We start from the raw sequence: 19234 nt of genomic DNA, 5'->3' as shown, positions 1-19234 counted from the left end.
GCCACTCATTATTTGCTGTATTACCTGCTAAGACCTTCCGGCGGGCTTGCTCACATCGTTTTCTTCCCGAGATTTCTGTGCCATGCCCGCGCAATCCTTGCGTAAGGACGCGCCATGACCACGATCAAGCTGCACAACACGAAAACCCGCAAACGCGAGGATTTCACCCCGATTGATGATAAAAACGTGCGGATGTATGTCTGTGGGCCCACGGTGTACGACCGCGCCCATCTGGGCAATGCGCGCCCCGTGATCGTGTTTGACGTGCTCAACCGGTTGCTGCGCCATGTCTATGGCGACGCCCACGTGACCTATGTGCGCAACTTCACGGATGTGGATGACAAGATCAACGCGCGCGCAGTGCAAAGCGGGCGGTCGATCGGAGAGATCACCGCCGAGACAACCCAGTGGTTTCTGGACGATATGGCCGCCGTCGGCGCGCTTGAGCCCGACCACATGCCACGCGCCACCGCCTATATTCCGCAGATGGTCGCGATGATCGAAGATCTGATCGCCAAGGGCCACGCCTATACCGCCGAGGGGCATGTGCTATTTTCAGTCGAAAGCTACAAAGCCTATGGCGCGCTGTCGGGCCGGTCGATCGACGATATGATTGCCGGCGCGCGGGTCGAGGTTGCGCCCTACAAGCGTAACCCGATGGATTTCGTGCTTTGGAAACCGTCTGACGACGCGACGCCGGGGTGGGACAGCCCCTGGGGCCGAGGCCGCCCCGGCTGGCACATCGAATGTTCCGCCATGGCGGACGAGCTGCTGTGGAAAGAGCCCCTGCGTCAGGACCGTCTGTCGGACAAGGCGAAGAGCACACCGCACGTCTTTGACATCCACGGCGGCGGTCTGGACCTGCAATTCCCGCACCACGAGGACGAGATCGCCCAAAGCTGCTGCGCCAATGGCACCGACGAGATGGCACGCTACTGGCTGCACAACGAGATGTTGCAGGTCGAGGGCAAGAAAATGTCCAAGTCGCTTGGTAACTTCTTCACCGTGCGCGATCTGCTGGATCAAGGCGTTCCGGGAGAGGTGATCCGTTTCGTCATGCTCAGCACGCATTACCGCAAGCCGATGGACTGGACCGAGAAAAAGCGGGACGAGGCGGAGAAGACGTTGAGGAAGTGGTATCGTCAAATTGGTCTGTCGACTACGAAACTTGGCGATGATGTACACGATGGTACTTTGGCCGCGTTGGCAGATGATCTCAACACACCGGATGCCATCACAAATTGCCACGCGTTATCCACTGGCGGTGATGTTTCGCAGCTAAGGCAATCGATGGCATTTCTAGGATTATTCGACGGTACTATTCCAGACTGGGCCAGAATTGATGGATTTAGCGATGCTGAGGCAGGGTTGATTCAGGACCTTTTGCAAAGGCGTCAAACTGCTAGGCAAAGCAAAGATTTTAATCTGGCAGATAAAATACGTGATGAGATGCTTGGTGCTGGGGTATTGGTTAAAGACACTGGTGCGGAAGCGCATTTCGAACGGCTCCCGAACTTTGACGCCACTAAACTAGATAGATTATGGGCGGATACGTGATGAATGGTTGTTCGCGTCTGCGCACGAAAAATCGGCACTTAATGACCCATATCACAACGCAGACCAGCCCCCGGCCGAGGGTTGGGGCGAAGCCCCCGCCCGTGGGGGCGGACGGGGGCTGGTCGTGCGAAGTGCACGACCTCAAGAGTGAGCAACTGAAAGGGCGCAGCCTATGACCCGCGAACGCCTTTATCTGTATGACACCACGCTGCGCGACGGGCAGCAGACCCAAGGGGTGCAATTCTCGACCGCGGAAAAGATCACGATTGCGACCGCGCTCGATACGCTGGGGGTGGACTACATCGAGGGCGGCTGGCCCGGCGCGAACCCGACGGACAGTGCCTTTTTCGACGCGGCACCGACCACGCGGGCGAAGATGACGGCCTTTGGTATGACCAAGCGCAACGGCATGTCGGCGCAGAACGATGATGTGCTGGCGGCGGTGATGAATGCGGGCACGCGGACGGTCTGCTTGGTGGGAAAGACCCATGATTTTCACGTCTCGGCAGCGCTCGGGATCACGCTGGATGAGAACACGGATAATATCGCGAAGTCTATCGCGCATCTGGTGGCGCAGGGCCGCGAGGCGCTGTTCGATGCGGAGCATTTTTTTGATGGCTACCGCGCCAATCCCGATTATGCGCTGACCGCCATCAAGGCGGCCTATGAGGCTGGCGCGCGGTGGATCGTGCTTTGTGATACCAATGGCGGCACCATGCCCGCCGAGGTCGGGCGTATGACAGCCGAGGTCATCGCCGCAGGCATCCCCGGCGATCATCTGGGCATCCATACCCATAACGACACCGAAAACGCGGTCGCCTGTTCGCTGGCCGCCATTGACGCGGGCGCGCGGCAGATACAGGGCACGTTGAACGGCTTGGGCGAACGCTGCGGCAATGCCAACCTGACCACGCTGATCCCGATCCTGCTGCTGAAAGAACCCTATGCCAGCCGTTTCGACACGGGAATCCCGCTAGACGGTCTGGCGAACCTTACCCAGATCAGCCGTGCACTGGACGAGATCTTGAACCGGGTGCCGACCAAACAGGCGGCCTTTGTCGGGTCGTCGGCCTTTGCGCATAAGGCGGGGCTGCATGCCAGCGCGATCCTGAAAGACCCGTCCACTTATGAACATATCGACCCCGCGCTGGTCGGCAACACGCGCATCATCCCCATGTCGAACCAGGCGGGCCAGTCAAACCTGCGCCGGCGCCTTGAAAGTGCGGGCTTGACCATCGCCAAGGGGGATCCGGCCTTGGGGCAGATCCTTGACGAGGTGAAGGCGCGCGAGGCCGAAGGCTATAGCTATGACACCGCTCAGGCCAGCTTTGAGCTGCTAGCGCGGAAGGCTCTGGGGCAGATGCCGGATCTCTTCGAGGTAAAACGCTATCGTGTGACCGTCGAGCGGCGCAAAAACAAATACGACCAGATGGTCAGCCTGTCAGAAGCGGTTGTCGTCGTGAAGGTGGATGGCGAGAAACGTCTGTCGGTGAGCGAGAGCATGGATGCCGAAGGCTGCGACCGCGGGCCGGTGAACGCGCTCAGCAAGGCGCTGGTCAAGGATCTGGGGCAGTACTCGGCGCTGCTGGAGGATATGCATCTGGTGGATTTCAAGGTGCGGATCACGCAAGGTGGCACAGAGGCGGTGACGCGGGTGATCATCGACAGCGAAGACGGGCAGGGGCGGCGTTGGTCTACCGTGGGTGTGTCGGCCAACATCGTCGATGCGTCTTTCGAAGCGCTGTTGGACGCGATCCGCTGGAAGCTGATCCGCGACCGCAAGGGATAGGACCCATGGAATTTGATGCCGATCTAAGCGCCTGCGCGGCAATTATCGAGCGTGCCGATCCGCTGCGCTTTCGCGCCAGCATGGCGGCCCCCGTGGCCGCACGCCGTGTGTTGTTCCCGCTGTATGCCTTTAATATCGAGGTGGCGCGCGCGCCCTGGGTGACGCAGGAAACCATGATCGCCGAGATGCGTTTGCAGTGGTGGCGCGATGTCTGTGACGAGATCGCGAACCGTGGCGTTGTGCGGCGGCACGAGGTTGCGACGCCCCTTGCACTGGCTATCTCGCCCGAAGACGCTGTGTTGCTGGACACGCTGGCCGCCGCGCGGCGGTGGGATATCTACCGCGACGCCTTTGAAGATGCCGCCCATTTCGACGCCTATATCGACCAGACCGCGGGCCATCTGATGTGGGTGGCCGCGCGGGCTTTGGGACCAGCGGAGGAGACCACGGTGCGCGGTGCGGCCTATGGGGCGGGGGTGGCGGCTTGGCTGCACGCAATCCCGCAGCTGGTAGAGCAGGGGCGCGTCCCGTTGTTGGACGGCACCGACGCTGGCGTTGTGGCGCTGGCCCAAAAGGCACGGGCGCGGTTACGACAGGCGCGGGCCAACCGTGGTAAGATCTCGATAGCGGCGCGACCGGCGATGTATAGCGTCGGCGCGGCAGACAAGGTGCTGAGCGCGGCCATCGCCGCCCCCGGGCGTGTCAGCGCCGCAGAACTGCCGCCGATGAATGATTTCGCCCTGTCGTGGCGGGCTTTGTCGGGGCGTTGGTAGCGCTAGACCCGCGCGCTACGTTGCCGCAGCATCAGCCAGATCAGCGACCCGCCTGCCAGCACCAGAAACGGGATCATCGCGATATTGACGGCGGCCCAGCCTTCGACGGGGTTGCCGCCCGAGCAGTTCATCAGCCCGCCGCTTGACAGCGACGCAAAGGTCACCCCGCCAAAGACCAGCAGATCGTTCAGACCTTGCATGCGGCCACGCTCGTGCGGTTCATGGGCACCGGCCAGCATGGATGTCGCGCCGATAAAGCCGAAGTTCCAGCCGATCCCCAGCAGGATCAGCGCGATGTAGAAGTTGTTCAGCTCCACCCCCTGCAGCGCGACCACACCGGCCCCCGCAAGGATCGCGATGCCAAGGCCGAGGATCTTTTCGACCCCGAATTTCGCGATCAGGTGGCCGGTGAAAAACGATGGCGCATACATCGCCAGAACGTGGCCTGTGACCACATGGGACGCATCCACGATGTCATAGCCGCAGCCCACAACCGCCAGCGGCGTCGAGGTCATGACAAGGTTCATCAGCGCATAGGATACCATCCCGCAGATCACAGCGACGGCGATGCGCGGGGTCTTCAAAAGCTCCATCCGGGTGCGGCCCTTGGGGGCATCCACGGCCGGCACCGGCGGCTTGGGGATGTTGAGGAAGGCGAAAAGCACCATGCCCACAGCGTTCAGCGCAATCGCGGCAAGGTAGACCGGGAAAAACCGCATCATCGTCGCATCGCCGTTTGCTCCGGTCAGAAACCCTACCAGCTGCGGCCCGATGATGGCCGAGATCAGCCCGCCCGCCATGACATAGGAAATCGCCTTGGGCCGGAACGCGTCAGATGCGGTGTCCGTCGCTGCAAAGCGGAAAAACCCTTGCGAGCACATGTAGATGCCGATCAGATAGCTGCCCAGCAGGAAGGTCATGAAGCTCTGGATCGTCAGGGCATAGGCGCAAAGTGCGGCCCCCGTCATCCCGCCAAATGCGCCCGCCACAAAGCCCGCGCGACGGCCAAAGCGTTGCATCACCGTCGACAGCCACGGGGCCGTGGTCATCGACCCGAAGACGATCATAGAGATCGGCAGCGTCGCGAGGCAGACGTTCGGCGACAGCTGTTGCCCCGCCAATCCGCCGACCACAAAATACATCGGCATCTGGCTGCCAAGAAAGGCCTGCGCGGTCACCAGCACGGCGACGTTGCGCTTGGCGCGGGTGTCATCAATCACTGTCATGGTGAATGCGTAGACCGGGCTTTGGGGGGCTGCAAGGGCCTTGCGTCCCGCGGCGGGGTCAACGATGGTCGCGCCATGAACCAGGCCCCCCATATTCTGCTGATCGCTGGCAGCGCCGAAGCGCATGAGATCGCTGTTGCATTGGCGGGGTCTGACGTCTCTGCAAGGGCGGTGTTAAGGCGGGCGGAGCGCAGCTTTGGCCCGCTGGCCGTACCATCAGAGATCTGGTCGCCGCGCACCGTGGATGAGATGGCAGCTTACCTGCGCGCCCATGGGTTTACCGCGGTGCTGGACGCAGGACACGGGTTTGACGCGGATATTTCGCAGATCGCTTATGACGCCACCGCGCGGTTGGGGCTGCCTTATCTGCGTGTCCTGCGGCCCATGTGGGACATCGCGGCACCGGTCGAACGGGCCGCGTCGGTCGCGGCGGCGGCACGGATGATCCGACCCAAAGCACGGGTCTTTGCCGCGACGGGGCGCGGAACGGTGGAGGATTACGCCCCCTTCGCAGGCGCGCGGCTTTATCTGCGGCAGACCAACGCGCATGCCCGGACCAAGCTGCCCCCCTTTGCCGAAGCCGTCTATGGCCAGCCGCCCTTCACTCGGGCGGCGGAGGAGGCGTTGTTTCGCGCCTTGCAGATCGATACGCTGGTCCTGCGCAACGTCGGTGGCGTGCCAAGCCGCCCCAAACTGGACGCAGCGCGCGCATTGGGTCTACGGGTGATTGCCATTGACCGTCCGGCGGCCCCCGTCGGCGCGCAGGTTCGCGCTGCGCCGGATGCGGCGATCCACTGGGTCGAGACGCTGACAAAGGGGGGCAAAACCGGATGAGCATCGGACGGATTATCACTGGCGACGCGGATGTCGCTGAAGGGGCGGAGTGGCTCGCGGCCCATGTGCCGCAGTTTGCTACCGCCTTGGCCGCAACTGGCCCTTTGCCTCTGCGGTTGCGTGCGGACGGGTTTGACGCATTGATCGGGGCGATCATCAGCCAGCAAGTCTCTGTCGCGTCGGCCAATGCCATGCGTGCCAAGATGGATGCGGCGGGACTGACCCATGAGACGGCGATACTCACCGCGGGCGAGGATGGCCTGCGCGCGGCGGGGCTGAGCCGCCAGAAAATCCGCTATGCGTTGGCGTTGGCCGAGGCCGGGATCGACTATACCGCGTTGCGGGACGCGCCTGATGCCGTGGTGATCGAGACGCTGACCGCGGTGCCCGGTGTGGGGCTGTGGACGGCGCAGATCTATGCGATGTTTTCGCTGGGCCGCGCCGATATCCTGCCGCAGGGCGATCTGGCCTTGCAAGAGGCCGCAAAAATCCTGTTTGATCTGCCCCAGCGACCAAAGCCGAAGCAGCTTGCGGACATGGCGCAGGACTGGTCGCCCTGGCGATCGGTTGCAGCCCGCATCCTGTTTTCGTACTACCGCGTGGCAAAACAACGGGAAGGGATTTCATGACACGAGTACTAAACGCAGAGCGCCGCGAACCGGTCTCGGGGGAAACGCGGTCTGCCGTCGTGTTCCTGCATGGCTATGGCGCGAATGGTGCCGATCTGCTGGGGCTTGCCGACCCGTTGGGGGAACATCTGCCCGACACCCTGTTCGTGGCCCCCGATGCGCCCGAAGCCTGTGCCGGTGCGCCCATGGGGTTCCAGTGGTTCCCGATCCCCTGGATCGATAACTCCTCTGAGGAAGAAGCCGAACGCGGGATGATGCAGGCGGTCGACGACCTGAACGCCTTTCTCGATGCGCTGATGGTCGACGAAGATCTGCTGCCCGAACAGGTTGTGCTGTTTGGCTTTTCCCAAGGTACGATGATGGCGCTGCATGTCGCGCCGCGCCGCGAAGATGCCGTGGCCGGTGTTGTCGCGTTTTCGGGCCGCTTGCTGTCTCCCGAGAGCCTGAAAGACGAAGCGGTCGTGCGCCCTCCGGTCTTGCTGGTGCACGGCGACGCCGATGATGTTGTCCCGCCGCAATCCCTGCCGCAGGCCGCCGAAACCTTGCAAGAGGCCGGATGGACGGACGTTTTCGCCCATATCATGAAGGGCACAGGCCACGGAATCGCCCCCGACGGGCTGAGCGTGGCGCTGGCCTTTATGCGCGACAAACTGGGTCTTTGATCCCATCCCCTGCGGGCGCATGCGCGACCCGCAGGAAGGCCCCGGCCGGATTGGCCGTTTCCGTCACATGCCTGTTACGTAATCAGCTTACGCATTCTGCGACATCTTGTATCCGTTTGCGACTTGTCAGACGCAAACCACGAGATATAGTCGAAAGCATCAGCGGGGCTGTCCCGCTGGACCGGACGCGGAACGGCAAGGGGCTATCGAACAATGGACGGCGACTTTAGAACTGAATTCACCCGAAGCCCGGCAGGGCTGAAAAACAAACCGGCCCTTGTGCTGAACGCGGATTACAGGCCCTTGTCCTACTATCCGTTGTCGCTGTGGCCCTGGCAGGAAGCGGTGAAGGCCAAATGGCTGGATCGGGTGGATATCGTCGCTGAATATGACGACTATGTTCACAGCCCGTCGATGCAAATTCGCATCCCGTCGGTGGTCGTTCTCAAAGATTATGTCAAACCTCAAAAGCGCGTGGCCTTCACGCGCTTTAATTTATTTCTGAGGGACGAATTCTGCTGCCAGTACTGCGGTGCACGGGGGGATCTGACCTTTGACCACGTGGTGCCCCGTGCGGCGGGCGGTATCACAAGCTGGCAGAACGTTGTTGCGGCGTGTAGCCCGTGCAATCTGAAAAAAGGGTCCAAGGCGCTGCACCAGACCGGGTTTCAGCTGCGCAAACCGCCGCGCCAGCCGCAAGCCGAGGATTTACGCAATATGGGCCGGAAATTCCCGCCCAACTACCTGCATGATAGCTGGATGGATTTTCTTTATTGGGACGCCGAGCTTCAGGCGTGATCTAGGGCCGCGCTTGTGCGTCCGAGCTAGAGGTCAAGCTCCACCCAGACGGGCACGTGATCGGAGGGTTTCTCGCGTCCGCGTACATCCTTGTCGATCTGGCAGTCGCGCAGGCTGTCGGCGATGGTAGGGCTCAGCAGGAAATGGTCGATACGGATGCCGTTGTTGCGGTTCCACGCGCCTGCCTGATAATCCCAAAAGCTGTAATGCCCCGGCCCTTGGGTCCGTGCGCGGAACGCCTCTGTCAGGCCAAGGGCCAGCAGACGTCGCCAGGCGGCGCGGGATTCAGGGCGAAACAGCGCATCTTCACGCCAGGCATCCGGCGTTGCTGCGTCTTCGGCCTGGGGAATGATGTTGAAGTCGCCCGTCAGCAGAAACGGTGTTTCCTCGGCCAAGAGTGCGCGCGCACGGTCTTCAAGACGCTGCATCCACGCCAGTTTGTAATCGTACTTCGGGCCCGGCGCGGGGTTGCCGTTGGGCAGATACAACCCACAAAGCCGAACCGAAGAATGATCGCCCACGACCGTTGCCTCGATATAGCGCGCCTGTTCGTCGCTGTCGTCCCCGGGCAGGCCACGGGTCACATCCTCAAGCGGGAGCTTTGACAGGATCGCGACGCCGTTAAATGATTTCTGCCCGTGGGTCTCGACGTTATAGCCGCGATCCTCGAACAGCTCGCGCGGGAAGCCTTCGTCGACGGATTTGATCTCTTGCAGAATGGCGACGTCGGGCTGCGCTTCGTCGAGCCATTGGGGCAGGGCGTCGATCCGCGCTTTGATCCCGTTGATGTTGAACGTGGCGATTTTCATGGCGGCCCCCTGCATTGGTCCCCGCAGCTATCGCGCATACCGCAATATGGGGCAAGGGGGCTGCACCGGTTTGGGCATGTTTCGCCCGCGATTCGAAGGTGAGCCGACAGTGCCTGCGCCGCCGCGGGGTGCTTTGCCTGCGTTCCGTTACAATTGTCGCTATTGTGGAGAACACGGCATCGTCGCGTGGTTTCAACCGGATCAAAGACGCAGCGCATGTGGATGATTTACATCGTTAAAATGCGATCTTTTTGTCGCCTAGGTTAAAGCCCTTAGGTGGTGATTGATGAAGAGAGTGCAGCTTGAGGTTTAGTTGCCGATTTCAAAATCACGTCAAAAAGGAAAACTCATGACCGCTATTGCCTACGTCGAAACTGCTTTCCCGAATGTTCACGCCGGGGCGGCATCGCTCCATCAGGGGGCGGGGACAGGGTTTTATACCACCGGCTGTATCCGTGCAGGGCAAGACCCCCATTGCGGCCACGGCACCGGGCTGTTCACCACAGGGCTACAGTCGGGACCGCAGGCAGGCGGCATGGCGACTGGGGAGCTTACCGGTTTGTTTACCACCGGCTGCTAATCCAAACACACCCTGCGCTGGAACCGGCGCAGGGGTTTCTTGCCAAGGGGGGCCTATGTCGAATGTTATACCGCTTTCATCCGTACGTGCGCGCAATAGCGGTCGCAAACACGCCGATAGCGCCGCGATCAGCCGTATGTTTGCGGTACAGCGACGCCTTGCGGGGGATGTGTTCTGGTTGAAGGAAAACGCGGAATGGCTGGGGATTCTGGCAAGCGCGGACATGCCTGTCCCGCCAGACGCTCTGGTGCCCTATGCATCCTTCTATGACCACATCGAAGAGACGATCCGCTTTTTTCCGCAGTACTACCGCTTTTTCCTGTCCCTCGCGCTGGACCTTGAGGATCTGGGCTTGCCCGGCGACGCGGGGGAGCGGTTGGTGCATTGGGTGGCCCGCATGCGGCTGGCGGATGGGGAACTGTCTGACCTGCAACGCGCCGAAGCGCAGCGCCTACTGGCGCGTCGGATGTCCGTGCCGCGCGATGACGCTCTGCAGTCACGCTTGCGCCGGTTTTTCACGCGATCCGAAACCTTTGCGCTGCCCAACAAGAAAGCATCCTATGAGCTGGCACATATCGTTTTTTATCTGTCCGACTACGGTCAGCGCGACCCCCAACTGCCGGCGACAGCGATCAGAGGCCTGAATTTTGCCGGTATTCTGGCGTATCTTGATCAGGATATGGATCTGCTGGCCGAGATTTGTGCCGCGCTACGGTTTGCAGGCGCTGCGGCACCTGCACTGTGGGAGGATGCGGTTCAGTCCGCTGCGCGTGCCTGCCGGATCGTACCGCAGCAGGGGGGCGGACCGGTGGACGGGTATCACGCCTATCTGGTGAGCGGCTGGGCCGCGCACATGTCCGGAGGGGCGGCATTCTGCCAACCGGTGCCACAAGGGGCAGTGGCCATCCGGTATACCCCGCCAAACGGGGCGCTGCAGGCGCTGTCGGCGGCGCTTTTTGACATGGGAGAGACGCGGCAAGCGCAGTGGTCGCTTATGCGTGGACGGGTCATGAGAGCGCTGGACCCTGAGGCGCAAGAGATACTGACCGGAGCAGAGGCGTCCTGCCCGCAATTTGAAGCGTTTTTCGCGCGGTTTGCGCGGGCACCGATCCCGGCAGTGGCTTCTATGGTGCAGCGACGGCACTAGAATGGCCTCATGCGGGCATGAGGCCAGCCTCCGGCGGGAGTTTACTTCGGCAAAATGAAGCGGGCTCGTGTATCGGGCGGGCGTTACATCGAGAAAGACGTGCCGCAGCCGCAGGCGCTGGTGGCATTGGGGTTTTCGATCACGAAACGCGCGCCGATCAATTCCTCGGAAAAGTCGATGACGGCATTGGCAAGAAAGGGCAGGGAGATGCTGTCGACCACAACTTTCTGGCCGGCCCCTTCAAGGATCAGGTCATCGTCTTTGGGATCATCCAGCGCGATGTCGTACTGAAAGCCGGAGCAGCCGCCGCCCTCTACTGCGACGCGTAGGGCTTTGCCCTCTGCGGCGGCACCGATTTCGGCAAGGCGGTCAAAGGCGCGCGGGGTAACTTGGGGGGGCAGGTTCATTTTCGGGCTCCGGTGTGATCGGTTTCCATCTGTGTTGTCTTACAATATAGAAACCCGCAGGACAGGCCACAAGGACCACCGACTATGCGCGCTTCTTTTGCCTCTGATCCGGCATTGACCCGGGGACGGTTGATACCGGAAGAGGAAAGCACCTTTCGTTCCTGCTTTCAGCGGGACCGCGACCGGATCATCCACGCCAGCGCCTTCCGGCGGCTCAAGCACAAGACGCAGGTCTTTATCGAACATGAGGGCGATTACTATCGCACGCGGCTGACCCATTCGATCGAGGTGGCGCAGGTGGCACGCACGATCGCCGGTGCGTTGGGTCTGAATGCCGAGCTGACAGAGGCGGTCGCCCTGGCCCATGATCTGGGGCATCCGCCCTTTGGTCACACGGGCGAGGACGCGCTGGAAGCCTTGATGGCCCCCTATGGCGGGTTTGACCACAACGCCCAAGCCATCCGCATCGTCACCCATCTGGAGCGGCATTACGCGGATTTTGACGGGCTGAACCTGACTTGGGACACGCTGGAGGGGTTGGCCAAACATAACGGGCCGGTGACGGGAGAGCTGCCGTGGGCGCTTGCGGCCTATGAGTGTCAGCATGATCTTGAGCTGGAGACATTCGCCAGTGCCGAGGCGCAGGTGGCGGCGATTGCCGATGATGTGGCCTATAACCACCACGACCTGCATGACGGTCTGCGGGCCGAGCTGTTCTCGACGGACGAGCTGGCCGAACTGCCGATCCTGAAGCAGAATTTCGCCGAAGTGGACAGGCTGTATCCCGGTCTGAACTACTATCGCCGCCGTCACGAAGCGCTGCGCCGTTTCTTTGGCGTACTGGTGGAGGACGTGATCAGCGTCGCGCGGCACCGTCTGGCCGAGATGAAGCCCGAAACCGCCACCGATATTCGCATGGCCGGGCGCACGTTGATCCAGTTCTCCGATCCGGTTTTCCAGGATCTCAAGGTCATCCGCGCCTTTCTGTTCGACCGCATGTACCGCGCGCCATCCGTGGTGATCATGCGCAAGCAGGTCACGCAGGTGGTCGAGGATCTGTTCCCCTATTTCTGCGCGCATACGGACCAATTGCCCAAGCAATGGCGCAAGGATGTAGAGGACGCGGACGGCGATACGGCGCTTGCGCGGATCGTCAGCGACTATATCTCGGGGATGACAGATCGCTTTGCCTTGCAGGAACATGAGCGGTTGATCGTTAAAGGCTGAACCGCCCTTGATTATGGGCGCATATTCAGGTGATACACGGGGCCAAGTCGAAGGAACCCCGTTATGAACCTATTTGCCGATATCCGCAGCCTCGTGCTGTCCACCCTTGATACGCTGGTTGCCGACGGGTTTCTGCCCGAGGGGCTGAGCTTTGACGCCATCACCGTAGAGCCGCCGCGCGATGCGGCGCATGGGGATATGGCGACCAATGCCGCGATGGTGCTGGCGAAACCGGCCCGTATGAAACCGCGCGATATCGCCGAGAAACTGGCCGAAAAACTGGCCGAGGATCCACGGATCACGGCGGCGGATGTGGCGGGCCCGGGGTTCTTGAACCTGCGGCTGAGTGCTGCGGTTTGGCAGGGCGTTGTCGGTGCCGTTCTGGGGCAGGGCACAGACTTTGGCCGCGGCGATCTGGGGCAGGGCAAACGGGTCAACGTCGAATATGTCTCGGCCAACCCGACGGGGCCGCTGCATGTAGGGCACACCCGCGGTGCGGTCTTTGGCGATGCGCTGGCGTCCTTGCTGGATTTCGCGGGTTTCGATGTCACGCGTGAATATTACATTAACGACGGCGGCGCGCAGGTCGATGTTTTGGCGCGCTCTGTCTATCTGCGCTATCTGGAGGCGCACGGCCAAGAGGTCGCCTTTCCCGAAGGCACATACCCCGGCGACTATCTGAAGGATGTGGGGGCCGCGCTGAAAGACAAGGTGGGCGACGCCTATATCGACGCCGATGAATCCGTTTGGCTTGAAGAGGTGCGCAACTTTGCCACCGACGAGATGATGAAGCTGATCCGCGATGATCTCGCCTCTCTCGGGGTGGAGATGGATGTATTTTATTCTGAAAAGTCGCTTTATGGCACGGGCCGGATTGAATCCGCGATTGATGATCTGAAAGCCAAGGGGCTGATCTATGAGGGCGTGCTTGAGCCGCCAAAAGGCAAGAAGCCCGAGGACTGGGAGCCGCGCGAGCAGACCCTGTTCAAATCCACCGCCCATGGCGATGACGTTGACCGTCCGGTGATGAAGTCCGACGGCGGCTGGACCTATTTCGCGCCCGATATCGCCTATCACTATGACAAGGTGCAGCGTGGCTTTGACATGCTGATCGACGTCTTTGGCGCGGATCACGGCGGCTATGTCAAACGGATGAAAGCCGCTGTTTCGGCGCTGTCCGAGGGGTCGGTGCCGCTCGACATCAAGCTGACGCAGCTGGTCAAGCTGTTCAAGAACGGCAAGGAATTCAAGATGTCCAAACGGGCAGGGACATTTGTCACCCTGCGCGATGTGGTTGATCAGGTGGGCCCTGATGTGACGCGTTTTGTCATGCTGACCCGCAAGAATGACGCGATGCTGGACTTTGACTTTGCCAAGGTGCTGGAACAGTCGCGCGAGAATCCGGTGTTCTACGTGCAATATGCCCATGCGCGTGTGCACTCTGTCCTGCGCAAGGCGGCAGAGGCGGGTGTTGCCACGGATATGGAAACCTTGCAGCGTGCCGACCTGAGCCAGCTTGACCACGAAGCAGAGTTGAAACTGGCGCAAAAGCTGGCCGAATGGCCCCGGATGGTAGAGACCGCGGCGCGCAGCAACGAACCGCACCGGATCGCCTTTTATCTCTACGAGCTGGCGGGCGATTTCCACGGCCTGTGGAACCGCGGCAACGACGTGCCTGAACTGCGTTTCCTGCAGGATGATGCGGCCCTGTCCCAGTCAAAAATCGCGCTGGCCCAAGCCGCAGCGATTGTAATTGCGTCAGGTCTTGGTATTCTTGGGGTCAAGCCAGCGGAAGAGATGCGATAACGCACCAATGCTGGTCAGGCAGGTTCAAAAAACAGACCCGCGCGGGTGATATCTGACGCGGGCAGTGAGGCAGAAATGGCAGATTACACGTCCTCCTCCCAGGGTGGGGGGTACTCCTTTGAACATGACGCAGGGTTGGCACCGCAAGTTGCGGCCAAACCCTTGACCAAGTTTGCAAATTTCGCAGGCGCGGCGCTTTCCATCACCTTGATCGTCGGCATCGGGGTCTGGGGCTACAAGCTGTTGGTGCGCGATGTTACCGGCATTCCGGTGGTGCGTGCGGCCCAGGGCGATATGCGCGTGCGGCCCGAAAATCCGGGCGGCCAACTGGCGGACAATCAGGGTCTGTCGGTCAATGCCGTGGCCTCTGAAGGGACGGCGAACCAATTCGCGGAACAGCTGATTTTGGCCCCGAAGCCACTGGATCTGGAAGAAGAAGACCAGCCCATTCCCGTCGCGATGGTTGCACCTGCGCAACAGGCACCAACGCAATCTTCGCCTGCGGCTGACGTGGCAGAGGCGTTGAAAAACGGCGATGTGGACGATCTTGTCGCCTCTCTCACCGATGGGGTGGAACCACTGGAAGACGAAGAAGACGGCACCGCCGTGCCAGAGCCGATGAACGCAAGTGCCACGATGGATGTCGATCCGCTTGAGATGGCGGTGTCGAACGCGGTGGCCGTTGCCATGGGCGAAGAGCCGGGCGTGCGCGCCTCCTTGCGTCCTCAAACGCGCCCCGGTGGCCGTGCCGTGGCGACCAAAGCGTCGTTTGAACCCGCACCGGTTGCCGCCGCCGAAGTGAAAGAGCTTTCGCCCGACAGCCTGCCGACAGGGACGCGTCTGGTGCAGCTTGGCGCATTCGATTCACCGCAGATCGCACGTGCGCAATGGGTCCGTCTGAACGCGCGTTTCGGGGCCTATATGGAAGGCAAGGACCGCATCATCCAAGAGGCCAGCAGCGGCGGGCGCACCTTCTACCGTTTGCGCGCGCATGGGTTCTCGGACATCGCGGATGCGCGACGCTTCTGTTCGGCGCTGGTTGCTGAAAACACCGACTGCATTCCCGTCGTTACACGCTGATGCGATACGGGGCGACGATACTGGACGCGTCGGGGCTTCGGCTGACGGCGCAGGAAAAGGCGTTGTTTCGCGCCGTAAAGCCCTTTGGGTTCATTCTCTTTGCGCGCAATATCGACACGCCGGATCAGGTCCGCGCGCTGTGTGATGAACTGCGCGAGGCGGCGGGCCACGAGGCTGTGATCACCGTGGATCAAGAAGGCGGGCGGGTGCAGCGTTTGCGCGCTCCACATTGGCGTGACTGGACGGCACCGCTGGACTTCGTGCAGGCAGCAGGCCCCAACGCGGCAGAGGCGATGTATCTGCGCTTTCGACTGATCGCGGACGAGCTGCACCGCGTGGGCATCGACAGCAATTGCGCGCCGATGGTCGATGTCGCGGGGGCGCAAACCCACGCATTTTTACGCAACCGCTGTTACGGCACGACGCCCGATGCGGTGGCGGCTTTGGGCCGTGCGGCGGCTGACGGAATGCTGGCGGGGGGCGTCTTGCCCGTGGTCAAACATATGCCCGGACATGGGCGCGCCACCATGGATAGTCATTTCGACTTGCCGCAGGTTGATGCGCCGCGTGCCGCGTTGGACACCCATGATTTCGCCCCGTTCAAGGCGTTGAACGACCTGCCGATGGGAATGACGGCGCATCTGGTCTATGACGCGATTGATCCGCGCCCTGCCACGCTGTCGCCCGTGATGATGCGGTTGATCCGCGAGGATATCGGCTTTGATAACCTGATCATGACGGATGACATCTCGATGAAAGCACTGGCGGGCGAGGTGGATGCCATCGCCGCCGGAGCGTTGGCCGCAGGCTGTGATGTGGTGTTGTACTGCAACGCCACGCTTGAGGATCGCACCCGTGTTGCCGATGCTGCCGGAGAGATGTCCGAGGCCGCGCAAACACGGGCCGTGCGCGCCCTTGCCATGCGCCGGACGCCTGATGATGTTGACATTCCTGCCCTGACTGCAAAGCTCGACAGGCTTTTGGGCGGGACGGTATATGGCTGAAACGCAGTTGGAAGACGGGCAAACGAAAGTTGCTGAACGGCTCGCGGCCGAGGCGCTGATCGTGGATGTCGACGGGTTCGAGGGCCCGTTGGACCTGTTGCTGACCCTCAGCCGCACCCAGAAGGTCGACCTGCGCAAGATATCTGTGCTGCAACTGGCACGCCAATATCTGATGTTCGTGGACAAGGCCAAGGCGCTGCGGCTTGAGCTTGCGGCGGATTATCTGGTCATGGCTGCGTGGCTCGCCTTTCTGAAATCCCGCCTGCTGCTGCCGCCTGATCCGCAGGACGATGGCCCCTCGGGCGAGGAACTGGCCGCGCATCTGGCGTTCCAGCTTGAACGTCTGCAAGCGATGCGCGACGTGGCGGCCCAGCTGATGGCCCGCGACCAGTTGGGGCGCGACTTCTTTGCCCGCGGCCAGACGCAGGAAATGCGCCAGACCCGCCGCGTGACCTATACCGCGACCTTGCTGGACCTGATGCAGGGCTACGCGCGTATCCGCACCCGCGACGATTTCCGCCCCTTCGTGATGGACCGTGACAAGGTCTTTACGATGGAGCAGGCACTGGAACGCATGCGCGGCTTGATTGGCTTTTCTGGTGATTGGTCTGACCTGACCAGCTACATGCCCGACGGATGGGGCGAAGAACCGGCAATGCGCCGCTCGGCCACGGCATCGACGTTTGCGGCGTCGCTTGAATTGGTAAAGGAAGGGCATCTGGAAATTCGCCAAGAGGGCGTGTTTGCCCCGATCCAGTTGCGCAAGAAGGATATCTGACGTGGCCGAACCCGTTGAACACACAGAAGAAAGCCTGTTCGAGGCCCCGCCATTGGCCGAACAGGAGCGCATGATCGAAGCGATCCTTTTCGCCACCGCAGAGCCGATGACCCTGCGCGAGATCGCGGCGCGTCTGCCGCATGGCTGTGACCCTGCCGAAGCGATGGTGCATCTGCGCAAACGCTACACCGGCCGCGGTGTCGAGCTGTGCCGCATCGGGGATGCCTACGCCATGCGCACGGCGGCGGATCTGGGGTATCTCATGCAGCACGAAACGGTAGAGACGCGCAAACTGTCGCGCGCCGCGATCGAGACCTTGGCGATCATCGCCTACCACCAGCCCGCCACCCGCGCCGAGATCGAAGAGATCCGCGGCGTATCCGTATCGCGCGGCACGCTGGATCAGCTGCTTGAGCTGGACTGGATTCGCTTTGGCCGCCGCAAAATGACCCCCGGTCGTCCGGTGACCTTTGTCGTAACACAGGAATTTCTGGCCCACTTCGGGCTGGAAAGCCCCCGCGACCTGCCGGGGTTGAAAGAGCTCCGCTCTGCCGGATTGCTGGAAAGCCGCCCCGCCTTTGGCGAGATGCCCGGTGTCGACAGCGAAGAAGAGCCAGAAGCGACCGAAGGCCAGAGCGAGCTGTTCGAGGATTAATCCCGCAGGCGGCCTGAAAATCGCCGCAATAGGTGCTATATTGACCTCAGACACAGTTTAACGCGCGGTAAAGAGGTCAGGACATGAACCAGATAATCAATATGATCATGCGTCGCGTGATGGGGCGTTTGATCAACAAAGGCGTGGATATCGGCTTTGATCAGGCATCAAAACTGGGCAAGGGGCGTCGGGCGTCAGTGGACCGTGACGGTAATCCTGTCCAACCAAGCGCCGAGGAAATGGCCCGTCGTGACAGAAGCAGCCGCGAGCAGGGCAAACAGGCGCGCAATATGGTCAAGAACATGCGCAAGCTGACGCGTTTCTAACCCGCGTGATCAGGCGCTGCGAAGCTTAGCGCGGCGCGCTGAAATGCTTGCTGAGCTTGAGACCCTGACCCTGATAGTTCGACGCGATGCCCGACCCGTAAAGCTGGGTCGGTACGTCGGTCATTTTCTCATAGACCAACCGTCCGACAACCTGACCATGCTCCAGCACGAAAGGGGCCTCGTGGCAGCGCACTTCAAGCACGCCGCGTGATCCCGCACCCCCTGCAGAGGCATGGCCGAAACCGGGGTCAAAGAAACCTGCGTAATGCACGCGGAATTCGCCCACCATCGCCAGATAGGGGGCCATTTCAGCGGCATATTCGGGCGGGATGGTCACGGCTTCGCGGCTGACCAGAATGTAGAACGCACCGGGGTCGAGGATGATCTGACCGTTGTCGCTGTGGACCTCTTCCCAGTACTGCGCGGGGTCATAATGGCCGATCTTGTCCAGATCGATCACACCCGTATGCGGCTTGGCGCGGTAGCCGACCAGCGTGGTGTCAGGCAGGCGCAGATCGACCGAGAATCCCAGACCATCATCGATCACGGCCTCGCCGTCCACCAGCGGGCTGTCGGCGTGCAATGCACGCAGCGCGGCATCGTCAAGCGTGGCGGCACCGGTGGAAAAACGGATCTGGTTCAGCCGCATGCCCGGACGTACGAGCACCGAAAAAGAGCGCGGACAAATCTCTGCGTAAAGCGGGCCGGTATAGCCCGGCGCGATGCGATCAAATTCGGTCCCGCCGTCGGTGATGGTGCGCGTGAGCAGGTCCAGCCGCCCGGTGGAGCTTTTGGCATTCGCCGCCGCTGAGGTGCCTTGGGGCAGGGCGAGGCTTTCCATCAGCGGGACAACGTAGACGCAGCCCTTTTCCAGCACCGCCCCATTCGTCAGGTCGACGCGGTGCATCTCGAACTCTTCCAGACGGTCGGCGACCTTTGCCCCATGCCCCGCAAGAAAAGACGCACGCACGCGGTAAGCCACTGTTCCTAGACGAAGATCTAGGCTCGCAGGCTGGATCTGGGCACTGTCGACAGGCGGTGTGCCGATGATCTGACCCGAAGCGATCATGTCGGTGATATGCTGGTTGGGAACTACGCCGATCATATCCGGGCCTTTCAAATGCAAACACCCGCACCCATTAGGGTA

The 19234-nt window shown here is 61.5% G+C and carries 20 protein-coding genes; 16 read left to right on the top strand and 4 right to left on the bottom strand.

Going from position 1 to position 19234, the window contains the following annotated elements:
* Nucleotides 1–114 precede the first annotated feature (114 nt).
* The 3 genes from cysS to AB1495_RS14725 all read left to right on the top strand — a co-directional run bounded on the left by cysS (nt 115) and on the right by AB1495_RS14725 (nt 4119).
* On the top strand, nt 115–1557 hold the full coding sequence (gene cysS / locus AB1495_RS14735; protein WP_074634810.1) for a cysteine--tRNA ligase: 1443 nt from the start codon (nt 115–117) through the stop codon (nt 1555–1557).
* Between the two features lie 172 nt (nt 1558–1729).
* Nucleotides 1730–3346, top strand: a complete 1617-nt coding sequence (cimA, locus tag AB1495_RS14730; RefSeq protein ID WP_074634811.1) for a citramalate synthase — start codon at nt 1730–1732, stop codon at nt 3344–3346.
* Between the two features lie 5 nt (nt 3347–3351).
* On the top strand, nt 3352–4119 hold the full coding sequence (locus AB1495_RS14725; protein WP_074634812.1) for a squalene/phytoene synthase family protein: 768 nt from the start codon (nt 3352–3354) through the stop codon (nt 4117–4119).
* Between the two features lie 2 nt (nt 4120–4121).
* Here AB1495_RS14725 and AB1495_RS14720 read toward each other — a convergent pair whose 3' ends face one another.
* Nucleotides 4122–5345, bottom strand: coding sequence for an MFS transporter (locus AB1495_RS14720; protein WP_009824766.1), 1224 nt, complete (start codon nt 5343–5345; stop codon nt 4122–4124).
* A 75-nt stretch (nt 5346–5420) separates the two neighbouring features.
* Here AB1495_RS14720 and AB1495_RS14715 point away from each other — a divergent pair, with 75 nt between their 5' ends.
* From AB1495_RS14715 to AB1495_RS14700, 4 genes are all read left to right on the top strand, one after another.
* A complete protein-coding gene (locus AB1495_RS14715) occupies nt 5421–6179 on the top strand; it encodes a precorrin-6A/cobalt-precorrin-6A reductase (RefSeq protein ID WP_074635190.1) in 759 nt (252 codons plus the stop codon).
* A complete protein-coding gene (locus AB1495_RS14710; RefSeq protein WP_074634813.1) occupies nt 6176–6808 on the top strand; it encodes a DNA-3-methyladenine glycosylase in 633 nt (210 codons plus the stop codon). The genes AB1495_RS14715 and AB1495_RS14710 overlap by 4 nt, the downstream gene beginning before the upstream one ends.
* Nucleotides 6805–7470, top strand: coding sequence for an alpha/beta hydrolase (locus AB1495_RS14705; protein WP_005853810.1), 666 nt, complete (start codon nt 6805–6807; stop codon nt 7468–7470). Before AB1495_RS14710 ends, AB1495_RS14705 begins: the two co-directional genes overlap by 4 nt.
* Before the next feature lie 213 nt (nt 7471–7683).
* Complete coding sequence (locus tag AB1495_RS14700) at nt 7684–8268, top strand: HNH endonuclease (RefSeq protein ID WP_005853809.1); 585 nt, start codon at nt 7684–7686, stop codon at nt 8266–8268.
* Nucleotides 8269–8294: 26 nt separating this feature from the next.
* On the opposite strand, the gene xth is transcribed toward AB1495_RS14700, so the two are convergent.
* Entirely contained in the window at nt 8295–9077 is a 783-nt protein-coding gene (xth, locus tag AB1495_RS14695) for an exodeoxyribonuclease III (protein ID WP_074634814.1), read from the bottom strand.
* A 349-nt stretch (nt 9078–9426) separates the two neighbouring features.
* Here xth and AB1495_RS14690 point away from each other — a divergent pair, with 349 nt between their 5' ends.
* Entirely contained in the window at nt 9427–9657 is a 231-nt protein-coding gene (locus AB1495_RS14690) for a hypothetical protein (RefSeq protein ID WP_074634815.1), read from the top strand.
* Between the two features lie 55 nt (nt 9658–9712).
* Entirely contained in the window at nt 9713–10804 is a 1092-nt protein-coding gene (locus AB1495_RS14685; RefSeq protein WP_074634816.1) for a hypothetical protein, read from the top strand.
* An 83-nt stretch (nt 10805–10887) separates the two neighbouring features.
* Here AB1495_RS14685 and AB1495_RS14680 read toward each other — a convergent pair whose 3' ends face one another.
* Nucleotides 10888–11211: an iron-sulfur cluster assembly accessory protein gene (locus AB1495_RS14680; RefSeq protein ID WP_009824761.1), complete on the bottom strand. Its 324-nt coding sequence runs from the start codon at nt 11209–11211 to the stop codon at nt 10888–10890.
* An 84-nt stretch (nt 11212–11295) separates the two neighbouring features.
* Between AB1495_RS14680 and AB1495_RS14675 the strand changes: the two genes are divergently transcribed.
* From AB1495_RS14675 to AB1495_RS14645, 7 genes are all read left to right on the top strand, one after another.
* Entirely contained in the window at nt 11296–12438 is a 1143-nt protein-coding gene (locus AB1495_RS14675; protein ID WP_074634817.1) for a deoxyguanosinetriphosphate triphosphohydrolase, read from the top strand.
* A 63-nt stretch (nt 12439–12501) separates the two neighbouring features.
* Entirely contained in the window at nt 12502–14244 is a 1743-nt protein-coding gene (gene argS, locus AB1495_RS14670) for an arginine--tRNA ligase (RefSeq protein ID WP_074634818.1), read from the top strand.
* 75 nt (nt 14245–14319) lie between these two features.
* Entirely contained in the window at nt 14320–15324 is a 1005-nt protein-coding gene (locus AB1495_RS14665; protein WP_244268830.1) for an SPOR domain-containing protein, read from the top strand.
* Nucleotides 15324–16328 (top strand): beta-N-acetylhexosaminidase, encoded by a 1005-nt coding sequence (gene nagZ / locus AB1495_RS14660; protein WP_074634820.1) that lies wholly within the window; start codon nt 15324–15326, stop codon nt 16326–16328. The genes AB1495_RS14665 and nagZ overlap by 1 nt, the downstream gene beginning before the upstream one ends.
* On the top strand, nt 16321–17106 hold the full coding sequence (locus AB1495_RS14655) for a ScpA family protein (RefSeq protein WP_005853799.1): 786 nt from the start codon (nt 16321–16323) through the stop codon (nt 17104–17106). The genes nagZ and AB1495_RS14655 overlap by 8 nt, the downstream gene beginning before the upstream one ends.
* 1 nt (nt 17107) lies before the next feature.
* Nucleotides 17108–17761, top strand: a complete 654-nt coding sequence (gene scpB / locus AB1495_RS14650; RefSeq protein ID WP_074634821.1) for an SMC-Scp complex subunit ScpB — start codon at nt 17108–17110, stop codon at nt 17759–17761.
* A gap of 83 nt (nt 17762–17844) precedes the next feature.
* On the top strand, nt 17845–18087 hold the full coding sequence (locus tag AB1495_RS14645) for a hypothetical protein (RefSeq protein WP_037953720.1): 243 nt from the start codon (nt 17845–17847) through the stop codon (nt 18085–18087).
* Between the two features lie 25 nt (nt 18088–18112).
* On the opposite strand, the gene AB1495_RS14640 is transcribed toward AB1495_RS14645, so the two are convergent.
* Nucleotides 18113–19192 (bottom strand): 2'-deoxycytidine 5'-triphosphate deaminase, encoded by a 1080-nt coding sequence (locus AB1495_RS14640; protein WP_074634822.1) that lies wholly within the window; start codon nt 19190–19192, stop codon nt 18113–18115.
* Nucleotides 19193–19234: the final 42 nt, after the last annotated feature.

The sequence above is a fragment of the Sulfitobacter pontiacus genome, assembly GCF_040790665.1.
Lineage (GTDB): Bacteria > Pseudomonadota > Alphaproteobacteria > Rhodobacterales > Rhodobacteraceae > Sulfitobacter > Sulfitobacter pontiacus.
This window is presented reverse-complemented; position numbering and strand designations above follow the sequence as displayed.

Coding starts and splice junctions, on each gene's coding strand:
- cysS (WP_074634810.1), top strand. CDS start 115: ATGACCACGATCAAGCTGCACAACACGAAAACCCGCAAACGCGAGGAT.
- cimA (WP_074634811.1), top strand. CDS start 1,730: ATGACCCGCGAACGCCTTTATCTGTATGACACCACGCTGCGCGACGGG.
- AB1495_RS14725 (WP_074634812.1), top strand. CDS start 3,352: ATGGAATTTGATGCCGATCTAAGCGCCTGCGCGGCAATTATCGAGCGT.
- AB1495_RS14720 (WP_009824766.1), bottom strand. CDS start 5,345: ATGACAGTGATTGATGACACCCGCGCCAAGCGCAACGTCGCCGTGCTG.
- AB1495_RS14715 (WP_074635190.1), top strand. CDS start 5,421: ATGAACCAGGCCCCCCATATTCTGCTGATCGCTGGCAGCGCCGAAGCG.
- AB1495_RS14710 (WP_074634813.1), top strand. CDS start 6,176: ATGAGCATCGGACGGATTATCACTGGCGACGCGGATGTCGCTGAAGGG.
- AB1495_RS14705 (WP_005853810.1), top strand. CDS start 6,805: ATGACACGAGTACTAAACGCAGAGCGCCGCGAACCGGTCTCGGGGGAA.
- AB1495_RS14700 (WP_005853809.1), top strand. CDS start 7,684: ATGGACGGCGACTTTAGAACTGAATTCACCCGAAGCCCGGCAGGGCTG.
- xth (WP_074634814.1), bottom strand. CDS start 9,077: ATGAAAATCGCCACGTTCAACATCAACGGGATCAAAGCGCGGATCGAC.
- AB1495_RS14690 (WP_074634815.1), top strand. CDS start 9,427: ATGACCGCTATTGCCTACGTCGAAACTGCTTTCCCGAATGTTCACGCC.
- AB1495_RS14685 (WP_074634816.1), top strand. CDS start 9,713: ATGTCGAATGTTATACCGCTTTCATCCGTACGTGCGCGCAATAGCGGT.
- AB1495_RS14680 (WP_009824761.1), bottom strand. CDS start 11,211: ATGAACCTGCCCCCCCAAGTTACCCCGCGCGCCTTTGACCGCCTTGCC.
- AB1495_RS14675 (WP_074634817.1), top strand. CDS start 11,296: ATGCGCGCTTCTTTTGCCTCTGATCCGGCATTGACCCGGGGACGGTTG.
- argS (WP_074634818.1), top strand. CDS start 12,502: ATGAACCTATTTGCCGATATCCGCAGCCTCGTGCTGTCCACCCTTGAT.
- AB1495_RS14665 (WP_244268830.1), top strand. CDS start 14,320: ATGGCAGATTACACGTCCTCCTCCCAGGGTGGGGGGTACTCCTTTGAA.
- nagZ (WP_074634820.1), top strand. CDS start 15,324: ATGCGATACGGGGCGACGATACTGGACGCGTCGGGGCTTCGGCTGACG.
- AB1495_RS14655 (WP_005853799.1), top strand. CDS start 16,321: ATGGCTGAAACGCAGTTGGAAGACGGGCAAACGAAAGTTGCTGAACGG.
- AB1495_RS14645 (WP_037953720.1), top strand. CDS start 17,845: ATGAACCAGATAATCAATATGATCATGCGTCGCGTGATGGGGCGTTTG.
- AB1495_RS14640 (WP_074634822.1), bottom strand. CDS start 19,192: ATGATCGGCGTAGTTCCCAACCAGCATATCACCGACATGATCGCTTCG.